At 66.0% G+C, this 19967-nt stretch carries 14 protein-coding genes; 8 read left to right on the top strand and 6 right to left on the bottom strand.

All coding sequences use genetic code 11. From position 1 onward, the window contains the following. Positions 1-334 precede the first annotated feature (334 nt). Genes WMN78_RS07750 through WMN78_RS07740 form a run of 3 tightly spaced genes read right to left on the bottom strand, consistent with a single transcriptional unit; the run spans position 335 to position 4754 of the window. Positions 335-1450 (bottom strand): M24 family metallopeptidase, encoded by a 1116-nt coding sequence (locus WMN78_RS07750; protein WP_340533069.1) that lies wholly within the window; start codon positions 1448-1450, stop codon positions 335-337. Continuing rightward, positions 1447-3558: a DUF6807 family protein gene (locus tag WMN78_RS07745; RefSeq protein ID WP_340533068.1), complete on the bottom strand. Its 2112-nt coding sequence runs from the start codon at positions 3556-3558 to the stop codon at positions 1447-1449. Before WMN78_RS07745 ends, WMN78_RS07750 begins: the two co-directional genes overlap by 4 nt. Continuing rightward, entirely contained in the window at positions 3555-4754 is a 1200-nt protein-coding gene (locus WMN78_RS07740) for an acetylesterase (RefSeq protein WP_340533067.1), read from the bottom strand. Before WMN78_RS07740 ends, WMN78_RS07745 begins: the two co-directional genes overlap by 4 nt. A 334-nt stretch (positions 4755-5088) precedes the next feature. Here WMN78_RS07740 and WMN78_RS07735 point away from each other — a divergent pair, with 334 nt between their 5' ends. The 3 genes from WMN78_RS07735 (at position 5089) to WMN78_RS07725 (ending at position 8584) form a co-directional block, all read left to right on the top strand. Next, positions 5089-6033: a sugar ABC transporter permease gene (locus tag WMN78_RS07735; RefSeq protein ID WP_340533066.1), complete on the top strand. Its 945-nt coding sequence runs from the start codon at positions 5089-5091 to the stop codon at positions 6031-6033. Next, complete coding sequence (locus WMN78_RS07730) at positions 6026-6979, top strand: carbohydrate ABC transporter permease (RefSeq protein ID WP_340533065.1); 954 nt, start codon at positions 6026-6028, stop codon at positions 6977-6979. Before WMN78_RS07735 ends, WMN78_RS07730 begins: the two co-directional genes overlap by 8 nt. A gap of 243 nt (positions 6980-7222) precedes the next feature. After that, positions 7223-8584: an ABC transporter substrate-binding protein gene (locus WMN78_RS07725; RefSeq protein ID WP_340533064.1), complete on the top strand. Its 1362-nt coding sequence runs from the start codon at positions 7223-7225 to the stop codon at positions 8582-8584. 96 nt (positions 8585-8680) lie between these two features. Here WMN78_RS07725 and WMN78_RS07720 read toward each other — a convergent pair whose 3' ends face one another. After that, positions 8681-10696, bottom strand: coding sequence for a beta-galactosidase (locus WMN78_RS07720; protein WP_340533062.1), 2016 nt, complete (start codon positions 10694-10696; stop codon positions 8681-8683). 182 nt (positions 10697-10878) lie between these two features. On the opposite strand from WMN78_RS07720, the gene WMN78_RS07715 reads away from it, so the two are divergent. The 5 genes from WMN78_RS07715 to WMN78_RS07695 all read left to right on the top strand — a co-directional run bounded on the left by WMN78_RS07715 (position 10879) and on the right by WMN78_RS07695 (position 16120). Further along, complete coding sequence (locus WMN78_RS07715) at positions 10879-12162, top strand: ABC transporter substrate-binding protein (RefSeq protein ID WP_340533060.1); 1284 nt, start codon at positions 10879-10881, stop codon at positions 12160-12162. A 45-nt stretch (positions 12163-12207) separates the two neighbouring features. Continuing rightward, a complete protein-coding gene (locus tag WMN78_RS07710) occupies positions 12208-13161 on the top strand; it encodes a sugar ABC transporter permease (RefSeq protein ID WP_340533058.1) in 954 nt (317 codons plus the stop codon). After that, positions 13158-14075, top strand: coding sequence for a carbohydrate ABC transporter permease (locus WMN78_RS07705; RefSeq protein WP_340533056.1), 918 nt, complete (start codon positions 13158-13160; stop codon positions 14073-14075). Before WMN78_RS07710 ends, WMN78_RS07705 begins: the two co-directional genes overlap by 4 nt. Positions 14076-14081: 6 nt before the next feature. Continuing rightward, positions 14082-14759 (top strand): Poxvirus protein I5, encoded by a 678-nt coding sequence (locus WMN78_RS07700; protein WP_340533053.1) that lies wholly within the window; start codon positions 14082-14084, stop codon positions 14757-14759. An 83-nt stretch (positions 14760-14842) separates the two neighbouring features. Then, entirely contained in the window at positions 14843-16120 is a 1278-nt protein-coding gene (locus WMN78_RS07695; protein ID WP_340533052.1) for an MFS transporter, read from the top strand. 383 nt (positions 16121-16503) lie between these two features. Here the strand turns inward: WMN78_RS07695 and WMN78_RS07690 are convergent, their stop codons facing one another. Together WMN78_RS07690 and WMN78_RS07685 are read right to left on the bottom strand one after the other, a co-directional pair. Next, positions 16504-18630, bottom strand: coding sequence for a DUF6807 family protein (locus WMN78_RS07690; protein ID WP_340533050.1), 2127 nt, complete (start codon positions 18628-18630; stop codon positions 16504-16506). Between the two features lie 365 nt (positions 18631-18995). Continuing rightward, positions 18996-19964 carry an aldo/keto reductase gene (locus tag WMN78_RS07685; RefSeq protein ID WP_340533048.1) on the bottom strand — a complete coding sequence of 323 codons (969 nt, stop codon included), beginning with the start codon at positions 19962-19964 and terminating at the stop codon, positions 18996-18998. Between the last annotated feature and the right edge of the window lie 3 nt (positions 19965-19967).

The following is a 19967-nucleotide window of genomic DNA, read 5'->3' as shown; positions in this document are numbered from 1 at the left end:
CTGATGGCATTGCAGTCCTTCGCTGTACGTCGCGGTCCCGTGCCACGCTATTGACGCTCCGGTTCAGGCCGCAAGGGATCGGATCGTGAGAAAAAACACGCCGAAAACCTTTCCCCGGCCACGTAACGGAGGCTCAACAATCCCGCTGAAGGGAATCGTTGAGCCTCCGGGCCCGCCCCGGCCGGGAGGCAGCAAGGCCCCACCGAATCGGACTAGGTTTTCAAGTCAAATCCAATCGATGGGGCATCACCTCGGCTGCCAGGACCGAATATTTTTCCGTTGTTTTCGCCCAAAGGAGCTCACTGGTCTATACCGATGACTCCATGTTGCGTGCTCACAACTCCAGGGTCAGCGGCCGCCGGATGCCGTTCACGACGGCGGCGGGCCAGCGCGGGTCCGCACTGAGGACGGTGATCCCCGACTCGGTGAGCTGCACCGTGTCCTCGATCTTCACCCCCGGGCCGGAGGGGTTCCAGGTGAAGGTCTGGCCGAGCACCACGGTGTCGTCGGTGGCCGGGGTCGCCCGGGGATCCCGGCCCGCATAGCCGGCCGGGCCGCCCTGATGGTGGCGGGTCCACTGGTCGGCGCCGAAGCCGTGCCGGAAGTACGCTTCCTGGATTTCCGCGAAGATGCCGTCAAGCCGTGCGCCCGGGACGGTGGCATCAAAGATGTCCGCCTCCACGGCGGCTATCCGGGCTTCGGCATCGAGCTCGTCCGGGGTTCCGGCGTCGAACCGCACCCAGCGGGTCACATTGGCCACCAGGCCGTTGCGGCGTGCGCACACCACCGCCATGGCCCGCCGGCCGATCGGCGCGTGCGTGGGCAGCGGATGCCGGAACTCCCTGCGGCTTGCGCCATTGCAGAGGAGCACCAGCGGCTCGGCCCCCATCGCCACGATCCGCGCGGCCAGGGCGGAGGCAACACCGAACTCCGTGGTTTCCGGTGTGGTTTTCGAGAGAACATCGGTCATTGCGGCCGCCGTCTCGGCGCACAGCCTGGCGTAGCGGGCACTCTCACCGGGCAGGAACTGTTGGCGGGCGGTCCTCAGGTCCGCGGCAACATCGGCCTCGGCCAGCGGCTTACCGCCGGCGGCGAGCATGGCTGCGGCAGCGTGCAGCTGACCGTGCCACGGCACCGTGTGGAGGGCGACGCCGTCGGGTAGTTCTTCCGCCGCGATCCGGGCCGCCTCGTTGTTGAAGGTGACCAGGTGGTCGCCGTCGCGGTCCACCAGCATTGCGGCGATGGGATCGCCGGCGAGGCTGATGTGGACGCGGCTTCCGTCCAGGTACCAGGTCAGCGCCGTGTTCGTGGTGAGCAGGAGCGAGTCCCGGCCCGCTGCGTCCAGGATGTCCAGGACGCGCCGGCGTTTGACGGCGCGGTCGGCCGGGTTTCCCGCGGCGGCTTCTTCTGCTGCTGCGGCGCGCTGTGCCTGTTGGGTAGCGGTGTTCATGCGGATTCCCCCAAAGTGGTGATGAGCTGTTCGATTTCGCGGGTGGTCAGGAGGCCGTCGGCCACGAGGACCGTGACGGTTCGGTGCAGCGGCCGGGCGTGGCTGGCTGTTGCCCGTTGCTCCCATGCCAGGGACAGTCCGACGCCGGGATAGCCCGCCAGGCGGACAAACCACGGGTCGGCGGGCTGCTCCGGTTCGGGCCGGGGCAGGAAGACGAGGGTGGCCGGACCGCCGTCGGGCTCTCCGTTCCGGAAGGTGCCCGACCACGCCAGCCACGGTGCCGCAGCGGAGGCGACGGCGCCGTGGACGGCGTCTTCCCCTTCCGCGGATGCCGTCCACACCCTGGCCCCGTCGGCGGACGGAAGGCGCCAGAAAAAGCCCCCGTAGCCGCCCTGCGGCCGGCCGTTCGAGCCCGGACTGCCCAGTTTGACCGGCTCCGGTCCGGACGGGACGAGTTCGAAGTCGAGAGTGAGCCGCCACGTGGAGGGGTCGACGGCGGCCCAGCTCCACGTCCGCCGTTCGCTGAGGAGGGGTTCGCTCTGGACAGGAACCCCGGGGTCTGCGGAGCTGCCCGGCGCCAGCCAGTTCAACCTTTCGGTCAGCGAATCTCCGTGTGCGCCGCGCTCCACTGCGAGGGTGACGATCCGCCCGTGGTCCTTCCGCCACGCGTACGCTCCGGCGTCGCGGGTGTAAGTGCGCCCGCCCCAGAAGTTGACGCCGTCCACGTCCTGGATGGCAACGCCCGCACCGAGATGCCAGACGTGGTCCTCGGGCAGGTGGTCTGTCACTACGGTGCCGGCCAGCGTGCTGACCGGGTGGAGGTACGGGCGGGGGGAGGACGTGGGTGTGATCCGGCTGCCGTCTGCCCGCCTCGCCACCACAGTCCCGTTCACGGTGAACGCGTCCGGCGGTGTGGCGGGGGGCGTGCCGCCGGGCTCATCCGTCCAGGGCACGCCGAGCTCCGCAAAAGTGGCCTGTGCCGCCGCGGCCCGGCACACCAGTTGGCCGATGCCGCGGACAACCGGGCGGGCGTCGTCGCCCTCGCCCTCCCAGGAGACGTGTGCGGCGCCAATTGCGCGGGGCGGCTCCGCTGTCCGGATGGCTTCGAGGACCGTCATGAAGGCGCCGGTGCCGGCCAGCGGGCTGAGCAGTCCATGAGCCCCGGGGGAGCGCCGGGCCGCCAGGAGGTTCTCCAGCAGATCGGTGCGGCCGAATGTTTCGGTGCGCTCGCCCTCGGGCGTTGTGATTGTCAGTCGGTCCTCGGTGTAAAAGAATTCAGCCCGTCCCAGGGTGCCGTCGATGGTGACACAGGGTGCGGTCTGTTTATCGGCGCACAGGGTGAGGGCGCAGAGGAGGACCGTTCCGCCGGCCGTGCGCACCCGGATCACCGAGGTGTCATCGCTTTCGGTCGCGTGGGCACGGTACAGGTCCGTCTCCACGGAGACGACGTCGTCCGCCAGCGCCGCGCCGGCCATCCGCAACCCGGTGGCCACCGCATGCGCCAGGGCATTGGTGGCCACCCCGTCCACCACATCGGTACCGTCCAGGCTGCGTTTGCCCGCCCAGCGTGAACGTTTGAAGTAGCCCTTGGTGCGAACCCAGGTGCCGACGGCGCTCACGCCGCGGACCTCGCCGATTTCACCGCTCTCAAGGAGCCGGTCCAGCGCCGGCAGGGCATGGGAGCCGAGGCTCTGGAACCCCACCTGGACCAGGCAGCCCGTTTCCTGCGCGGCGGCGAGCACTTCGTGGAACTGGGCCAGGGACGCCATGGGCGGTTTTTCCACGTAGACGTCCGCGCCGGCAGCGATGGCCGCAAGGGCCAGCGGCGCGTGCGTCTGGATGGGGGTGGCCAGGATCACGACGTCCGGCGCGGATCCTGCGGCCAGCAGCTCCTCCAGCGAGGTGAACGCGGCCACGCCGTCAGGAAGCGTGCCCTTGGCCGGCGGGCGGGGGTCCGCCACGGCGACCAGCTCCACAAGGTTGAGCTTGCCGAGGCGGGCCAGGTTGTCCAGGTGGCGGGCCCCGTAACCGTGCGCGCCGACGAGTGCGACCCGCGGGACTGAATGGAGTGGCCCGGCCGCGGGGGAACTGAAGGAAATGGCTGTCATGACTGTCCGTTCTGGCGGGCGAAGGCGAAGGGAGCCGGGGAAAGATGCTGCCGCAGGAAGGACGCGGCCTCGTCCTGCATGTCCGTGGTGAAGGCGTGCCCGCCCGGCCAGAAGCTGCCGCTGTAGCGGCCCGTGCCGCTGGCGCGCAGGGTGGCGTCGGCGTCGCGCATCCCGTCCTCGGGGAACAGTTCGTCCGCCAGCGCGTACTGCACCAGGAAGCGGTCCGCCGTGGAACGCGCTGCCAGCTCCGGATAGTCGCCCAGCCGTGACAGGCCCGGCGTCTGCAGGAGCCAGGAATGCGCATCCAGGTAGGCCGGGATCAGCGACCGGTATGTGGTCATCATGCACGTGACCACGAAACTGCGGATGAGCGGGCTGAGCGCGGCCAGTATCAGGGACCGGCCCCCTCCGCCGGAAAAGCCGATGCTCCCCAGCCGCCCGGCGTCCACACCCGGAAGGCCGGCCAGCACATTGAGGGCCGCGAGGTCGTCGTGCGCCGCCATTCCGGCGAAGCTTGTGCCCAGCAGGCCGGCCGCTTTCGCCACGGTGTCCTCGTGCGCCGCCGCCGCGGCGTCGTACAGCTCCGCTGCGGAAGGTACGACGCCGACCTCCCGCCACAGTGCCTTGCGGCCCTCGACCGCGGCGGCTGTCCGCCACGGCGCCGTGCCGAGATCGAAGCGGCGGCTGCCCCAGGAGAAAGTGTCGTGGGCCAGGACGGCGAAGCCCTGCGCTGCTAGCCAGGTGGCAAACGGGCGGCCGCCATAGAGCCGCTGCTGAAGGTCCGCGGCCCGCGGGTCCACCAGGCGGTCCGCGCCGCCGGACTTGATCCCGGCATGGCAATGGAGCGCCAGCAGTCCGGGCAGGGGTCCGGTCCGGCCGGCCGGCCGCATGAACCAGGCACCGGTGCGGGGACCAAAGCCCAACTGCCAGCTGACCCGCGAAGTAGTGACGCCGTCGTGCGTTTCCTCCGACTCCAGCACCACGGAATCCCGCACCGCGGCGGGGTCTGCCGGGGCGGCCGGAACACCCAGGGCGTCCGCCAGTTCCTGCCCGGCGGTCGTTTCCGCGACGTGCCGCCGGCGGGCGCCCACGTAGGACGGCCAGTCCTCGTAGCCGCCGATGGCGCTGGGCCGCGGCGCTGGGCGGGTGCCTGGAGAGCCCGGGCCGCCGGTAGTGTCAGGGGTGCCGGGATTCATCGGCGCGGCCTGCCGGGTGCAAACATCGTTGTCCTGCCTCTCGCAGATGCTCTGATCCGGAATGTACCGAAGTCAGAAAACGCTTTCTCAAAAATTAGCAAAAGGCTGTACAGCGGTCAAGAAAGCGTTTACTTTGGTACAAAGCCGCTGTTGGCCCGGTCACTCCGGAAGCCAGTCAGGCGGGTGGTGCCGGAACTGATCGGCGCGGGCCCGTGACGGCGAATGCACTTCACACCAGCACGCCGTGGAAGGCCACGATGACCAAAGGAGACCACATGGCCGCACAGCATTATCCGGGGACGCCGGAAGGCGTCCGTCAGCCGAGGGGGAGGCAATGAGCGCTATTGGCGAATTGTCCACGATCAGCCGGCGCAAAGGGCCGGCCACGGCCGAGGAGAAACGCGCGAACCGCCGCGACAACAAGGCGGCCTACATCTTCCTGCTGCCCTGGCTGATCGGTCTCGTGGCCATCACCGTGGGCCCCATGATCATGTCCCTCTACCTGTCCTTCACGGACTACAACCTGCTGCAGCCGCCGGAATGGGTGGGGCTGGACAACTTCACCCGCATGCTGGAAGACGCGCGGCTGCACAACTCACTCCGCGTGACCTTCACGTATGTGCTGGTCGGCGTACCGTTGCAGCTGGCCGTCGCGCTGCTGATTGCACTGGTGCTGGACAAGGGCCTCCGCGGCCTGCCGTTCTACCGGTCCATCTTCTACTTGCCGTCGCTGCTCGGCGGCTCCGTGGCCGTTGCCATCCTCTGGAAGCAGATCTTCGGAACCTCCGGCCTGGTGAACCAGGTGCTGGCCATGTTCGGAATCACCGGACCGGGCTGGATCTCGGATCCGTCCACGTCGCTCGGATCCATCATCCTGCTCCACGTGTGGACCTTCGGAAGCCCCATGATCATCTTCCTGGCCGGCCTGCGACAGATTCCCAACATGTACTACGAGGCGGCCGAGGTTGACGGAGCCACCACCCTGCAGAAATTCTGGCGGATCACTTTGCCGATGCTGAGCCCGATCATCTTCTTCAACCTCGTCCTGCAGATCATCGGGTCCTTCCAGTCCTTCACCCAGGCGTTCATCGTCTCGGGAGGAAACGGCGGGCCGTCCGACTCCACCATGTTCTTCACGCTTTACCTCTACCAGAAGGGATTCGGCCAGTTCGACATGGGGTACGCCTCCGCGATGGCCTGGTTCCTGCTGGTGATCATCGGCGCTTTCACGGCCATCAACTTCATCGCTTCAAAGTATTGGGTGTTCTACGATGACTGAACTACAGACCTTGCCGGCTCCGGAGAAACTGCCGTCCTCCGGGGGCACAACGAAGGGCAGGGGTCCCAAAGGCGGCAGCCGGAAACGCGAATCCCGCGGATCGCTGGCCTTCAGCCGCAGCGCGCGCATGAAGGCCCTGGCCAAGCACGCCGTCCTGATCATCACCGGCGGCATCATGATCTACCCGCTGCTGTGGATGGTGGTTTCGTCACTCCGGCCCAACGAGCTGATCTTCCGCGAGCCCGGCCTCTGGCTCAACAGCCTGGAAATGGGCAACTACACCGACGGCTGGTCCGCGCTGACCCACCCCTTCGGGCATTACATGCTCAACTCGGCAGTGGTGGTGATCGGCTCCATCCTGGGCAACCTGATCTCCTGCTCCATGGCCGCCTACGCCTTCGCCCGGCTGCAGTTCAGCGGCAAGAAGCTGTTTTTCGGAATCATGCTCCTGACCATCATGCTGCCGTTCCACGTGATCATCGTTCCGCAGTACATCCTGTTCTCGCAGATCGGCTGGGTGAACACCTTCTGGCCGCTGATTGTGCCCAAGCTCCTGGCCACGGACGCGTTCTTTGTGTTCCTTATGGTGCAGTTCATCCGGGGCATTCCCAAGGAGCTGGATGAAGCCGCGCGGATCGACGGCGCCGGCCACCCGCGCATCTTCCTGCGCGTCATCCTGCCGCTGATGGTGCCGGCCCTCGCCACCACCACCATCTTCACGTTCATCTGGACCTGGAACGACTTCTTCGGCGCGCTGATCTACCTGACGGATCCCGAAATGTTCACGGTGCCCGTTGCCCTGCGGGCGTTTGTGGACTCGCAGTCGGCCACCAGCTGGGGCTCGCTCTTCGCCATGTCCATCGTGTCCCTGCTGCCGGTGTTCCTGGTGTTCCTGTTCGGCCAGCGCTTCCTCATCAAGGGGATCGCGACGACGGGCATCAAGTAACCCTGCGGGTTCAGCCTGCCTGCGGATTTCAGCCTGCGCGGGGGTGGATGGGTTTCGCGCCCCTCCACCCCGTGTCGTTGGGCGGGCGGGTGAAATTTGCTCGGTAATTCCGCAGCGGGATACCTTGTATTACAAGTCCATTGCTTGTATTCTCAGTCATGAGAAAGCGTTTTCTCGCCCGCTTCCACCACCCAGTTTCCCAACCCCATCAGCTTTCAAGATCAAAGAAGATCGGAGAATCCAGTGCCGCTATTTTCCCGCCCTGCCTCAGCCGCCAGTCATGGGGCAGCAGAGGCAACATCCGCTCGAGCCGGGCGGAGGCTGCGCCGAACCGGCGCGGTCGCCGCAGCTGCCGCCGTCGTGCTGGCCCTCAGTGCGTGCGGCGGGGGAGCCGCTCCGCAAAGTGCCGACGGCAAAGTTGAACTCCGCTTTTCCTGGTGGGGAGGGGACAAGCGGGCGCAGCTGACGCAGGCCGCGATTGCAGCCTTCGAAGCCGAGAATCCGAACATCAAGATCAAGCCGGAGTTCGGCGACTGGAGCGGTTACTGGGACAAGCTGGCCACGCAGGTCGCCGCCAACGATGCCCCGGATATCATCCAGATGGACGAAAAATACATCACGGAGTACTCAAGCCGCGGCGCCCTGCTGGACCTTTCCAAGTACGACATCGACACGTCGAAGTTTGACGAGGCAGCCCTCAACGCCGGCAAGAACGAGGACGGCCTGACGGGCATTGCCGCGGGCATCAATGCGGCGACCATCCTGGCCAACCCGGCCGTTTTCAAGGCTGCCGGCGTTGAACTTCCGGACGACAGCACCTGGACATGGGAAGACTTCGAGCGTATTTCCGCCGAGGTCACCGCGAAGTCGCCGAAGGGCACCTACGGCGCGGCGGCCTACGGCACGGACGAAGCTTCGCTCGGCGTGTGGCTTCGGCAGAACGGCAAGTCCCTGTACACCGACGACGGGAAGCTGGGCTTCGAGCCGGGCGACATCGCCGAGTGGTGGGCGTTCCTGAAGCAGCTCAGCGAGAAGAAGGCCGTCCCGTCAGCCTCCGAGGTGGTCGAAGCCGAGGCCGCACCGCTGGACCAGAGCGGCCTGGCGACCGGCAAGAACGGACTGGCATTCTGGTGGTCCAACCAGCTGCCGGCGCTCGAGAAGGCTGCAGGCGGAGAGCTGCAGATCCTGCGCTTCCCGTCCAAGACCGGTACGTCGGCAGATGCGAACCTTTGGTACAAGGCGTCCCAGTTCTGGTCCGCGTCTTCGCGGACCAAGCACCCGGAGGAAACCGCTAAGTTCATCGACTTCCTGGCCAACAACACCAAAGCCGGCGAGGCGCTCCTGGCCGACCGCGGCGTCTACCCCAACTCCGAGGTCCGGGCAGCAATCGAGCCCAAGCTGACCCCCGCCGATATCAAGGTGGTCAAGTTCATCGACCAGATCAAGGACGAGCTCGGTGAAGCCCCGGCCCCGCCGCCGAAGGGCGCCGGTGCCATCCAGGAGATCGTCAAGCGCTACACCTCGGAGGTCCTGTTCGACCGGCTGTCCACGGAGGAAGCAGGCAAGAAGGCTGTGGACGAAATGAAGTCGGCCATCAGCAGCTAGTTCCTCAACGCTGAGTAGCCCGCGGAACCTAGGCTTGTCCGCAGAACCTGACCCTGGAGGGCGGGGTCTGCGGACAAGCCTTTGTCGTGCTGCGAGTCAGTCCTCCGCGACAACCGCCACGGCACCGGCGGGAACCGTCCCCGAGAACCGTTCACCGGACAGCAGCTCCGTCCCTGCCACCCGGACGGTGGCGTCGGCGCGGGAATGGTTGATCGCGAACACGAAGCTTGTACCGTCAGCGTTGCGGCGCCGCGTCAATTCGACTCCCTGGTCCGCCCCGGCCACTGCGGCAACTCCCGACTCCTCCAGCAGGCGGTCCACCAATGCCTCGATGGCGTCCCGGTCGGGGAAGGTTGCCAGGTACCAGGCCGTTCCCGTTCCCACGGGGCGCCGCGTCAGGGCTGGAATGCCTTCCAGCGGGTATTCGGTGAATGTCGAAACAACCTCGGCGCCTGCAGCGTGCACATGCTCGCTCCACACGCGCCCCACGCCGCCGTCGCTGAGTTTCACGGTGGACCCGGCCAGCAGCGGATGGAATTCCTCCACCCTGACGCCCAGCAGGTCACGGAACGCGCCCGGATAGCCGCCGAGCCGGACGTGGTCCCGTTCGTCGACAATCCCGCTGAAGTAGCTGACCAGGACCGTCGCGCCCGCCCGGGCAGCCGAACCGATGCCGGCAGCGGCCGCGTCCGTGACGTTGTACAGCGTGCATACCAGCACCAGGTCGTAGCCATCCAGCGACGCGGACGGGTGGACGAAGTCAACCGAAACGCCGCGCAGGAACAGTGAACGGTGGAAGTCGCGCAGCAGGTCCAGGTATTTCACGTCAGTGCTGGGCTTGGAGTCGATTTCGCTGGCCCACCAGGCCTCGTAATCGAACACGATGGCCACCCGCGATTCCACGCGGGAGCCCTTCACCGGCGCCAGCTTCTGCAGCGCCGAACCGAGCCCCACAACCTCCTGGAAAACCCGGGTTTCCCGCCCGCCGTGCGGCACCATGGCGGAGTGGAATTTCTCCGAGCCGGCGAAGCTCTGCCGCCACTGGAAAAACATCACGGCGTCCGCGCCGCGGGCCACATGCGCCAGCGAGTTGCGCAGCATTTCGCCGGGCATCTTGGGCTGGTTGCGCGGCTGCCAGTTGACTGCCGACGTCGAATGTTCCATCAGGATCCACGGGTCACCCCCCGCAACGCCGCGGGTAAGGTCCGCGCTGAATGCGAGTTCGATCTGGCGCTCGGGATCGGCGGCAACGAGATAGTGGTCGTTGGCGATGACGTCCAGGTCCTTGGCCCAGTCGAAATAGTCCATGGACTTGGTGGCGCTGGAGACCATGAGGTTCGTGGTGGCCGGCACGCCCGGAGTCACTTCCCGCAACACTTCGAGCAGGGTGCGGTAGTAGTCCATCAGGGACCAGGAACTGAAGCGCTGGAAGTCCAGCTGCTGCCCCGGATTCAGGGTGGATGGTGCCACGCGGGGCGGCAGGATCTCCTCGAAGGACGCGTAATGCTGGGACCAGAAGGCCGTTCCCCATGACGCGTTCAGCGCCTCAATGCTCCCGTAGCGCCGTTCAAGCCAGACACGGAAAGCGGCCGCGTCCTCATCCCCGTAAAACTCCGAAACGTGGCAGCCGAGTTCGTTGTCCACGTGCCACAACGCCAGCGCCGGATGGTCCTTGTAACGTTCTGCCAGCCTCTTGGTGATGCCGGTTGCATACCGGCGGTAAACGGCCGACGACGGCGTGTAGTGCCGCCGGGAGCCCGGCCCCAGCACGGTTCCGTCTGCTGTGACCGGGAGGATTTCGGGGTGCTTGCGCACAAGCCAGGCCGGGGGAGCGGCGGTAGCGGTGGCGAGGGCCACCTTGATGCCTGATTTCGCGAGGTTATCCAGGACCTCGTCCAGCCAGCCAAAGTCGTATTCGCCTTCGGTCGGCTCCAGCAGGCCCCAGGAGAAAATACCGACGCTGAGGAAGGTCACGCCCGCTTCCCTCATCAGCTCCAGGTCCTCCAGCCGCGTGCTGACCGGCCACTGCTCCGGGTTGTAGTCGCCTCCGTAGGCGATACCTTCGAGGCTGCCCCACACCGCTGGCGGCGTGGATTTTTCCTGGGGTGACATGGGACTCCTTCGTCGTTGCTGATGCATCGTGCCGCATGAAAGCGGATGTTTGGAAAACGCTTGCCCAAATGTGGGAATGACGATATTGTATCGTTTCAGAAAGCATGTGTAAGCCAAGTCACTACTCTCGTTGTAGAGAATCACAAAGAATCGCGCTTACACAACCGAGCAAGGAGGCTCTAATGATCAACAGAAGGAATTTCCTCACCACCGTGGCACTGGGCACCGCATCTGCTGCCGTGCTGGCGGCGTGTGGTTCCCCCGCCCCGGCGCAGACGGGTTCGGCGGAGAATCCGGTCACCATCAACTACACCTGGTGGGGCAACGACGACCGCGCCACGCGCACCCGCAAGGCCATTGAGCTCTTCGAATCCAAGAACCCGGACATCAAGGTCAACGGCAACTTCACCGACTTCGCCGGCTACTGGCAGAAGCGCGCTACGGAGGCTGCCGGCGGCGGACTTCCGGACGTGATGCAGTGGGACCTGTCCTACCTCCGCGATTACGGCCAGCGCAACCAGCTCCTGGACCTGGGCACGGTCAAGATCAACACGGACGCCTTCGAGAAGTCCCTCCTGCCTGCGGGCCAGATCCGTGGCAAGACCTATGGCATTCCCACCAGCACCAATGCGTTCGCCGTTTACTACGATCCGGCCAAGCTCGCTTCCCTGGGCATCGCCGAACCGGACGGCACCTGGAACTACAAGGAGTTCAACGCGTTCCTTGCCGAGGTTGGAGCCAAGGGCAACGGTGCGCTCTTCGGCGGCACGGACTACACCGGTGTGTGGTGGATGTTCAACGTCTGGCTGCGGCAGAACAACATCGAGGCCTTCACTGAGGACGGCAAGCTCGGCTTCACCAAGGATGACCTGAAGAAGTGGTGGAATACCGCTGGTGAACTTCGCGGCACCCAGGCCCTCATCTCTGAAGAACGGGCCACGCAGCTTGCCCCCAAGTCGCCGTTCGGTTCCAACGTGACCGCCACCGAGGTCACCTGGGATAACTTCATGGCCGGTTACCTCGCGGACAGCGGCGCCAAGGAACTCAAGCTCGTGCCGGTTCCCTCGGACGACAAGGACAACCTCGGGCTGTTCCTGAAGCCCTCGATGCTGATGGTGGCCAGCGCGAAGACCAAATATAAGGATGCTGCTGCCCGGTTCATCGACTTCATGGTCAACGATCCCGAGGTGGGCCAGATCTTCAAGACTTCCCGCGGCGTCCCGGCGTCCAGGACCCAGCGTGACGGAACCACCTTTGAAGGAACCGACAAGCTGGTTGTCGATTACGAGAAGTCGATTGAGAAGTACCTCAAGGACGCTCCCGAGCCGCCCATCGTCGGTTTCGGCACCCTTGAAGCCTCCTTCAAGCGCGTCAGCTCCGACCTGAACTACGGCAAGGTGACCGTGGACGGCGCAGCCGACGCCTGGTTCAAGGAAGCCGAAGACCTCATCAAGCAGAACGCCTGAGCAGCGTATTGTCTGCCCGACGTTCACAACTGACGGATTGATCTCGTGACTCAAAGCCCAACCCTGAGCAGGCGTTCGACGCAGTCCGCTCCCTCGCAGCCGCGCAAGTCGCGGCAGCGGGGGGCGGATGCCCGCGCCGGCTACACGTTCCTGCTGCCCTGGCTGCTGGGATTCATCGCCCTGACCATAGGGCCGATGATTTCCTCGCTGTACTTGTCCTTCACCAACTACAACCTGTTCGATCCGCCCAAGTGGATCGGGCTGGATAACTACACCACCATGTTCCAGGACGAACGGTTCCTGCAGTCGGTCGGCGTGACCGTGGGCTATGTGGTCTTCGGCACCCCGCTCAAGCTCGCCGCCGCACTGGCGGTGGCCATGCTGCTGAACAGTGCGCGCAAAGGCCAGGGCTTCTACCGCTCCGCGTTCTACGCCCCGTCCCTCATCGGCGCGTCCGTCTCCATCGCCATCGTCTGGAAGGCCATGTTCGGCGATTCCGGTCCGGTGGACCAGGGCCTGTCCTTCTTCGGCATCAACCTCGGCGGCTGGGTGGGCAACCCGTCCATGACCATGCCGATGTTCATCCTGCTGACCGTGTGGCAGTTCGGCGCCCCGATGGTGATCTTCCTCGCCGGCCTCAAGCAGATCCCGGCCGATCTCTACGAAGCAGCGTCGATGGACGGTGCCGGCCCGGTGCGGAAGTTCTTCAACATCACCTGGCCGATGCTTTCACCGGTGGTCTTCTTCAACCTGCTGATGGAAACCATCCACGCGTTCCAGATCTTCAGCTCGGCCTACATCATTTCCAACGGTGAAGGCGGCCCGGCCGGTTCCACCCTCTTCTACACCCTCTACCTGTACCTGCGCGGTTTCTCCGATTTCCGGATGGGCTATGCCTCGGCGATGGCCTGGCTCCTGGTGATCGTTGTGGGCATCGTTACCCTGATCTTCTTCAAAACCTCCAAGTCCTGGGTCCACTACAGCGGTGATGCAAAATGACAACCATGGCAACCCGCACCGAGTCCACTCCGGACGCACAGGTGCCTCACTACAACCCGAAATCGGAGTCGGTCACGGCCAAGCGGGTTAAGAGCACGCTTTTCCACATCGTGGCCCTCGCACTCACGGCAGTCGTCCTGTACCCGGCGCTGTGGATGATCGCCTCGTCGTTCAAGCCGAACGCCGAAATCGGCGGCGCGAACACCTCGCTGTGGTCCAGCAACTTCAGCTTCGATAACTTCGTCACGGCAATGGACGGGATCGGCGGGGTCTCCACCCTGCAGTTCTTCACCAACTCCCTGATCCTGGCCATCGGCGCCGTCGTCGGCACCATCCTCTCCGCCAGCGTCTCGGCCTACGCGTTCGCCCGGATCAAGTTCCCCGGCCGCAGCATCTTCTTCGGCATGATGATTGCCACCTTGCTGCTGCCGTTCCACGTGGTGATCATCCCGCAGTACATCATCTTCAACCAGCTGGGCCTGGTGGATACCTACGTCCCGCTGCTGATCGGCAAGTTCCTGGCCGCGGACGCCTTCTTCGTCTTCCTGATGGTCCAGTTCATGCGCAACCTCCCGGCCGAACTGGACGAGGCGGCCCGCATCGACGGTGCGGGGCACGTGCGGATCTTCACCTCCATCATGCTCCCGCTGATGAAACCGGCCCTGATCTCCACCTCGATCTTCTCCTTCATCTGGAGCTGGAACGACTTCCTGGGACCGCTGCTCTACCTGAACACCCCGGAGAAGTACCCGCTGCCGCTGGCCCTGCGCCTCTTCGTGGACCAGACCCAATCCTCGGACTACGGAGCAATGATTGCCATGTCCGTCCTGGCCCTCCTGCCGGTACTGATCTTCTTCCTCGTCTTCCAGCGCTACATTGTTGAAGGCGTCTCCACCCAGGGCCTCAAGGGCTGACAGAAAATGAGCATCATGGACAGCACCACACCCGCATCAGGCCGCAATGAACCGATCCCGGTCAACCGCTTCGCGCTGTTTTCCGAGACACTCCTGGCCGGGGTGCTGGTGCTGGTGCTGTCCCTTCCACTGGTCACCATCCCCGCCGCCTATGCTGCAGGAATCGCGCACCTCGAGCGACACCTCTCCGGGCGGGACGACTCGCTCCGTGCCCTTTGGGGCACGTTCCGCTCGGCGCTGCCGGGCAGCTGGAAGCTGGGAATCACGACGGCGGCAGCCGCCGTCGTGATTGTCCTGAACCTCCTGCTCGCGATGGCGGGGCAGCTGCCCGGGCAGGCTGTTGTCCTTCCGGCGACGCTCATCCTGGCAGCGGCAGGAGCCATCCTGCTCCTGCGCACCGCCGCGGCGTGGTCTGACTTCGCGGTGAGCCCGGCTGGCGCCTCGAACACGGGCGCCTCGAACGCTGGTGCCTCGAACGCTGGTGCCTCGAACACTTCCTGGCCCGCAGCCCTTGACGCCGGCAAGGCGCTTTCGCTTCGCGACTGGACGGGTTCCCTCCTGCTGGCCGCCGCCCTCTTTGCCGCCGTGGTGTTTGTGTGGATGCTGGCCGCGCTCTTCGTTGTGGTTCCCGGCACCCTGATCCTGGCCTCGGCCGCGGTGAAGATGCGGTCAAACCGCCACTAGCCCCACCCGGGTTTTGTTTAGCCATTTGCAGCGCCCTCATTACCGTCCCAGCAGGTCCCCGTCACTACCGAGTTGAGCCAGACGTGTCTTCCGACCGCCCGCAGTCCGCTGAGTCCCTCCGAGCCACTGACCAAGCCTCAGAACGTACGCCGCGCTGGTACCATCCGCTGGCGCAGCGCAACTACCGCCTCTTTGTTGCTATTCAGCTCGCCGGCAGCACCGGTGTGTGGATGCAGCGCCTTGCCCAGGACTGGCTGGTCCTGCAGCTAACGGGCAGCCCGGCAGCCGTGGGCGTCGCGGTGGCGCTCCAGTTCCTGCCCATGCTGGTAGTGGGTCCGCTCAGCGGCGTGCTGGTGGACCTCTTCCCGAAGCGCCGCATCCTGCTGATCTGCCAGTCCGTCACTGCCCTCCTGGCCGTGACCCTCGCGGTCCTGGATGCCGGCGGCGGGATCACCGTCTGGGCCGTGTATGCGTGCTGCGTTGCACTCGGCATCACGTCCGCCGTGGACGGTCCGGCCCGCCAGGTGTTCGTGAATGAGGTGGTGGGCGATGCCGCCCTGCGTCCCGCGATCGGGCTGAACAACGCGATCGGCCAGCTCGGCGCGATGGCGGGCCCGGCCCTCGGCGGCCTGGTGATCGCCAAGGCAGGTTCGGCTGCCGCGTTCGCCGCGAACGCGCTGTTGTGCCTCGCTGTGCTGGGCCTCATCACCGCGATCCGGACCGCTCAGCTCCATCCCAGCGAACCGCCCCTGCGCGGCCGCGGACAGATCCTCGCCGGTTTCCGCTATGTCCGCCGCCGCCCGTCCCTCCTGCTGGTGATGCTGCTGGCGGGGCTCCTCGGCGCATTCGGCATGAACGGACCCGTGGTGCTTGCGGCTTTCGCCGAAAACGTTTGGCACAGCGGGGCCGCCGGCTTCGGCATGTTCAACACTTTCAGTGCCGCGGGTGCCCTCATCGGAGCGCTGCTGGCGGCGCGCCTGCGAACCCTCGGCCGACGCGGGATCGTGGTGAGCGCAGGGCTGTTCGGTCTAACCCAGCTTGTGGCTGCCCTCATGCCGACGCAGGAGCTGTTCGTAGCGATGCTGGTGCTGGTGGGTGTGATGACGCTGCTCTTCCTGACCAGCGCGGCCACCACCGTCCAACTCGAGGCGGGTGCAGAAGTCCGAGGCCGTGTGCTGGCCCTCTACCTGCCGCTGCTGCTGGGCGGGCACGCCCTCGGCGGATTGCTGGCAGGGTGGCTCACGGAAGAGTTCGGCGTCCGTACCGGTCTGGTAGTGACAGGGGCCCTCGGCATGGTGTCCGCCGCCGTCATCGGACTGCTGCTGTGGCTGAACGCCCGACGTCGGTCCGCGGCTCCCTGAATAGCGGCACCTGAGCTGGGACCCGGGTAACGGGCGTGCGCCAGCTGCAGCGATTTGACGATTTTGGCCGCTCTGGGACTCATAAAGCGGCCAAAAGTGGCAACGGGTGAGCGGGGATGGCACGAATGCCCGTTTCGACCGGATCGGACCGGAGGAAGCCGCATTGAAATCGACCGGGGAGATCAAGAGCAGGCTGAGCTAGGAGCCGAGTTTTTTGTCCAGATAACGCGAGCAAAATGCCCCTAAAGTCGCGTTATCTGGACAAAAACTCCGTGGCAGTACCGAGCCCCGTGCTGAAGCCCTGCGGCGCGGACCAGGGTCCCGGCACGCCGGCGGCGTCGTGAATGCGGACTGTCCGGCGGTAGTCGGCGTCCGGCGCGGGGTCAGGGCCTCCAAGAGTCCCGTAATGCCAGTGCCGCAGCTTCAGCCGGGGTAAGAATGCCGTCCGCGATCCACACGGTGAAGGACCTCCGGGCCGATTCACCCACAGCGAGGATCACCGGCCGGTCCCAGGCCAGTGCCGAGCCCACTCCGGGGTAGCCGGACAACCTGACGAACCAAGGGTCCGCTGCCTCGGCCGGGGCAGCGAACACCAGGCTGGCCGCGCCCGCCGGGAAGTCCGCGGTCCAGGCCAGCCAGGCCGAAGAAGTGCTGTGAACCGCGGACTCACCCCGGTGGTCTGCCGTGAACACCTCAGCCCCGGTGCACGCCGGAAGCCGCCAGAAGAATCCTCCGTAGCCGCTTCCGGCGGCTCCGTTGGAACCGGGTCCGCCCAGGGAGGCGTCGACGACGGCGGTCAGTTCCGTTGCAAGGTCCAGCCGCCACGTACGGTGGTCCACCCGGCTGGCGCGGGTGATGCGGCGCTCGCGGAGAAGTTCGCTGCCGTCCGGTGCCTGCCAGCTGAGTTCCTGGTGCAGGCTGGTGCCGCCCGGTGATACGGGCTCGAACGGCGCTAGCCCTGGTGTCGCGGAGAGCTGCACGATCCTGCCGTGGTCCGGGCGTTCCTCGTACCGTCCGGCGGCGCGGGTGTAGGTTTTGCCGCCCCAAAAGTTCGTGCCGTTCACATCCTGCAGGGCGATGCCGGCTCCCAGGTGCCAGGGGTGGTCCGCAGGCAGGTGGTCCGTGACGGTGACGCCGCCGAGCGAACGCACCGGGTGCAGGTAGGGGCGCGGTGAGAGCCGTGCCGCGATGGCTGTCCCGTCGCAGACGGTAGCGAGCGGCTGGGTGCCGCTTTGCACGCCGGCTGCCGTGTCGCCGTCGTGCACTGAAAGCGATAAGGCGTCCGCTTGGCCCCCCGCTGGCCGCGCCCAGGGCAGGCCGAGTTCGCTGAAGGTGGCGTGCGCCGCCGTCGCGCGTTCCAGGGCATCTTCGATGCCGGTGATCACCGCGTGCGCGGAGTCGCCGTCGCCTACCCAGTCGACATGCCCCTCAGCGACGAGCGCCGGCGGCTCGGCCGTGCGGATCGCTTCGAGCACGCGCATGAAGGCGCCGCTGTCCGCGAGGGAGCTGATCAGGGGAGCGCCGCCGGACTGGTGCGGCGAGTGGCGGTGCCGCAGGTGGTCCAGCAGGTTCTCGGTGAGGTCGTCCCGGCCGAAGACCTCATGGCGCTCGCCGGCGGCAGTGCTGACGCTGAGGCGGTCTTCGGTGTAGTGGAACACGGCGGTGCCTTCGCTACCCTGCAGCGTGACATAGGGTTCCACGGATTCGGTGGCGCACAGGGTCAGGGCGCACGTGATGGGAAGGCCGGAGGCGGTGCGGACCCGGATGACGGAAGTGTCGTCGGATTCGATGTCGTTGGCGCGGTAGAGGTCCGTTTCCACCGACGCGAGATCATCCACGGTCCGCGCGCCGGCGATCCGCAGGGCAGTGGCGATGGCGTGTGCCAGCGGGTTCGTGGCCACGCCGTCCACCACGTCGACGCCGTCCAGGCTTCGTTTGCCCGCCCAGCGGGACCGCTTGTAGTAGGCGCGGTCGCGTACCCAGCGTCCGGTGGCGGCAACCCCCAGGAGGGAGCCGATTTCGCCGCCCGCGAGCAGTTCCTCGATGGCCTGGAGGGCATGCGAGCCCAGGCTCTGGAAACCGACCTGGACACTTCGCCCGGCCGCCGCGGCGGCGTCCTGCAGGCGGTTGAAGTCGGCCAGGGAAGCGACCGGGGGCTTCTCCAGGTAAAGGTCGGCGTAGGGGAGGGCAGTGAGCGCCAGGGGTGCGTGCGTCTGGATGGGCGTGGCCACAATGACCACGTCCAGGGCAGGGGTTGCCGCCAGGAGTTCGTCAAGGGTGCCGAACACCGCGGTTTCGGGAGGGAGCGCGCCGGGGGCCGGGGGATTGGGGTCTGCCACAGCTACGAGCGTCACGGCCCCGCTTGCCTGGAGCCTTTCCAGGTTGCGGAGGTGGTGGGTGCCGAAACCATGGACCCCCACGAGTGCCACCCTGGCTGCGGCGGGGGTGACCTTCCGTTCCGAGGCGGGGATGGCGCGTTCTTCCGGGACGGGCGTGGACAGGGTGCCCATGGCTCTCCTCTTCTGTCCCCGGGACTTCTCTTTCCCAGGGCCGGGTCTGACATCGGTGTCGGTGTGAAATTGGCCCTGCGGAACATTGCCGGACAGGTCCGGCTACCGAGCCATCAGCCTTAGGCCGTCCGGCCAGCCGGGGATCCGGTAAGCGCTTTCCAGATTACTGCTGCCGACGGTCTAACGCCACCCGTTGGCTGTAACGATTCAAATCCGGCCTTGTCCCCCACTGCGAAAGCCTCTTGATTTTGCAGAAACTGCTTCGCACGTGACGTGGACCACTCCGACCCCCGTTTCTGGAACGATCACGGTGGAGAAAATCTAGCCCTCGCCGCAGGGCCAGGCTCCTCTTGTCCGGCGCCGGCTCAATACCCGGTGGGTATCCGCGGGGTATAAGCCCCCTCCAGCTGGTGCACCTGATCGTCCTTGAGCCGGATGTCGAGCGCGGCAGCGGCATCGCTAAGGTGGCGGGTCTTGGTGGCTCCCACGATGGGGGCAGCCACGGTCGGGTTGCGGAGCACCCATGCCAGAGCCACCTGGGCCATGGGCACCCCAAGGTCCTGGGCCACCTGCTGCACGGCCCCGGCGATGGGCTGGTCATCATCACTGAAGAAGCGGCGCTGCATGGGATCGGTATCTGCGCGTTTGGTGTGTTCGCCCCACGGCCTGGTGAGCCGTCCCTTGGCGAGGGGGCTCCAGGGGATGCTGCCCACGCCCTGGTCCGCCAGGAGCGCGAACATTTCGCGTTCCTCCTCCCGTTGCATGAGGCTGTACTGGTTTTGCATCGAGACAAACCTGGTCCAGCCGTGCAGGCTGGCTGTGTGCTGCATCTTCGCGAACTGCCACGCCCACATCGACGAAGCCCCGATGTACCGCGCCTTGCCCGCCTTCACCACATCGTTGAGGGCCTCCATCGTTTCCTCGACCGGCACCTCGGGATCGAAGCGATGGATCTGGTAAAGGTCCACGTAGTCCGTCCCGAGCCGGGACAACGACGCATCCACCTGTTCCATGATGGCTTTGCGGGACAGGCCGGACCCGCCCGGGCCGTCGTGCATCTTGAAGTGCACCTTGGTGGCGAGCACCACGTCCTCACGGCGGGTGTATTTCCTGATGGCGCGCCCGACGATCTCTTCGGAGCTGCCGAAGCCGTAGACGTTGGCGGTGTCCCAGAATGTAATGCCCAGCTCCACTGCCTGACGGAAGACCGGCTCGGCTTCGTCGTCGCCGAGTGCCCATTCGTTGAAACCCTGGGACGTGTCGCCGAAACTCATGCAGCCCAGGGCGATGCGGCTGACCTTCAGGCCCGACAGGCCAAGTCGTGTGTACTCCATGCC

The sequence above is a fragment of the Arthrobacter oryzae genome, from assembly GCF_037911235.1.
Lineage (GTDB): Bacteria > Actinomycetota > Actinomycetes > Actinomycetales > Micrococcaceae > Arthrobacter > Arthrobacter oryzae_E.
The sequence above is the reverse complement of the archived record's forward strand: the minus strand, read 5'-3'. Positions and strand labels throughout refer to the sequence as shown.

Coding starts and splice junctions, on each gene's coding strand:
- WMN78_RS07705 (WP_340533056.1), top strand. CDS start 13,158: ATGACAACCATGGCAACCCGCACCGAGTCCACTCCGGACGCACAGGTG.
- WMN78_RS07745 (WP_340533068.1), bottom strand. CDS start 3,558: ATGACAGCCATTTCCTTCAGTTCCCCCGCGGCCGGGCCACTCCATTCA.
- WMN78_RS07700 (WP_340533053.1), top strand. CDS start 14,082: ATGAGCATCATGGACAGCACCACACCCGCATCAGGCCGCAATGAACCG.
- WMN78_RS07690 (WP_340533050.1), bottom strand. CDS start 18,630: ATGGGCACCCTGTCCACGCCCGTCCCGGAAGAACGCGCCATCCCCGCC.
- WMN78_RS07715 (WP_340533060.1), top strand. CDS start 10,879: ATGATCAACAGAAGGAATTTCCTCACCACCGTGGCACTGGGCACCGCA.
- WMN78_RS07730 (WP_340533065.1), top strand. CDS start 6,026: ATGACTGAACTACAGACCTTGCCGGCTCCGGAGAAACTGCCGTCCTCC.
- WMN78_RS07740 (WP_340533067.1), bottom strand. CDS start 4,754: ATGAATCCCGGCACCCCTGACACTACCGGCGGCCCGGGCTCTCCAGGC.
- WMN78_RS07750 (WP_340533069.1), bottom strand. CDS start 1,450: ATGAACACCGCTACCCAACAGGCACAGCGCGCCGCAGCAGCAGAAGAA.
- WMN78_RS07720 (WP_340533062.1), bottom strand. CDS start 10,696: ATGTCACCCCAGGAAAAATCCACGCCGCCAGCGGTGTGGGGCAGCCTC.
- WMN78_RS07735 (WP_340533066.1), top strand. CDS start 5,089: ATGAGCGCTATTGGCGAATTGTCCACGATCAGCCGGCGCAAAGGGCCG.
- WMN78_RS07685 (WP_340533048.1), bottom strand. CDS start 19,964: ATGGAGTACACACGACTTGGCCTGTCGGGCCTGAAGGTCAGCCGCATC.